The organism is Glutamicibacter sp. BSL13, from assembly GCF_052928425.1.
The window spans coordinates 1-1,636 of sequence record NZ_JAVGCZ010000202.1 but is presented as its reverse complement, the minus strand read 5'-3'; the positions used below and the strand labels follow the sequence as shown (position 1 = coordinate 1,636).

Annotated in this window: 2 protein-coding genes; both read right to left on the bottom strand. The window is 70.0% G+C overall.

Annotated elements, in window-relative coordinates:
* Positions 1 to 129: 129 nt before the first annotated feature.
* Positions 130 to 324 (bottom strand): hypothetical protein, encoded by a 195-nt coding sequence (locus RCJ92_RS15820; protein ID WP_138173078.1) that lies wholly within the window; start codon positions 322 to 324, stop codon positions 130 to 132.
* Positions 325 to 486: 162 nt separating this feature from the next.
* Positions 487 to 1,503: a type II secretion system F family protein gene (locus RCJ92_RS15815; RefSeq protein WP_446755111.1), complete on the bottom strand. Its 1,017-nt coding sequence runs from the start codon at positions 1,501 to 1,503 to the stop codon at positions 487 to 489.
* Between the last annotated feature and the right edge of the window lie 133 nt (positions 1,504 to 1,636).

Below are 1,636 nucleotides of genomic sequence, written 5' to 3'. Positions count from 1 at the left end.
AGCCCCACCACGATCAGCAGGGTCGCGACCATGACGAATTCGGCCACCGCCGAGCCGCGCTGGGAGGTGGCCGAACTCGCTGGGCGGGCCCGGGCCGGATTGTGGTGGGTGGACATGAGGCTGCCGCGCCTACCCCATCCCGGAGACCCGGTCGATGGCCTGGTTGAACAGTTCCTGCAGCCGCGGCCCGGCCACGGCGAGCAGGGCCGCGACCAGCAACGCGGACATGAGGGTGATCATCACCCAACCGGGCACGTCGCCGCGTTCCTCACGCAGCTTCGGGCCGAGGCGTTCGCCCAGCCGGCGCAGCAGGTCAAGTGTCATCAGCACCAGGGTGTTCAGGTGGTGTTCGAGGGTTTTCATTTTCGTGTTCCTTACCGTCGGAGCGGGTCTGTGGGTTGGCAGGTGGTGCGGCGGGTCGTCGGCAGCGCGGCGGGCGGGTGGGCCCGGCGGGCCGATGACGTGGGCGGAGGTGGCAGCGTCGGTTCAATAGCTCATCTCCAATAGCGATAGTCCGGGGAAGACCGCGAAGATCACGGTCAGCGGCAGCACGCCGAAGACGATCGGCGCCAGCATGGCCACCTCCCGTTTTCCGGCCAGTTCCATCAGTTCCCGCTTCGAGGCGTCGCGCACATCCTGGGCCTGGTCGCGCAGCACCTGGGCCAAGGGCGTGCCGCGTTCGGTGGCCACCACGATGGCGTCGACGAACCGGGTCATCGCCCCGATCTGGATGCGGTCGGACATGTTCTCCATGGCCTGGGTCATCGGCGTGCCGGAGCGGATGTCGTGGATGGTGGTGGTGAATTCCTCGCCAATGGCGCCGCGGCAGATCCGCGAGATCCGCTCCAGCGCCCCGGTGGTCGATTCCCCGGCGCCGACGGTCAGCGCCAGGATGTCGGCGACCGTGGGGAATTGGGTCAGGATCTTGCGCGAGCGTTGCTGCACCTGTTCGCCCAGCCACCAGCCGCGCGCCATGAAGCCCAGCAGTCCGCCGCCCAGCACCACGATCAGCGCCAGGGCCGGACCGGTGCCCCGCCCGAAGGCGAGCAGGGCGGCCAGCGTGGTGCCGGTGAGCAGCCCCAGGATGGCGCAGCTCAGCTCCTGGGTGCGGTAGTCCAAAACGCTCATTGTCAGCCCCGCGGCGGCCAGCCGCCGGCGCACCGTGTCCGAGCCGGGGCTGTGCAGCATCGCCAGGCGGCGGATCTGGTTCATCAGCGGTGCGGCCAATTGGCCCAGGGTGCTGCGTTGGCCCTCGGAACGCCAGGCGTCCTGCAGCATGCGCGAGGAGCGCATGCCCACCCGCAGGTGGGGTGCGATACGTTCGGCCAGGGTGGGGGCGCGGAAGTAGGGCAGCGCGCAGACGAACACCCACAGCCCGGCGCCCAGCAGCGCCCCAAGCAGGATCGCCCAGGGCAGCGGCGAGTTCACCGCCGCGATGCTCAGCCCCGCGCCGCTGCTCCCCCAGGGGCCCGGCACGGCCAGGTTCGCCACCGAGATACTCATATCAGCACCCGTTCCTCCACCGGCAGCGTGCCCAAACGCAGCATGATGCGGTAGCAGATGAAGGAGACGGCCAGGCCGCAGCCGAGCACCGCCACCCCGGCCGGGGTGGAGTACGCGGCGATCGCCGCCGGCT

Coding starts and splice junctions, on each gene's coding strand:
- RCJ92_RS15820 (WP_138173078.1), bottom strand. CDS start 324: ATGACACTTGACCTGCTGCGCCGGCTGGGCGAACGCCTCGGCCCGAAG.
- RCJ92_RS15815 (WP_446755111.1), bottom strand. CDS start 1,503: ATGAGTATCTCGGTGGCGAACCTGGCCGTGCCGGGCCCCTGGGGGAGC.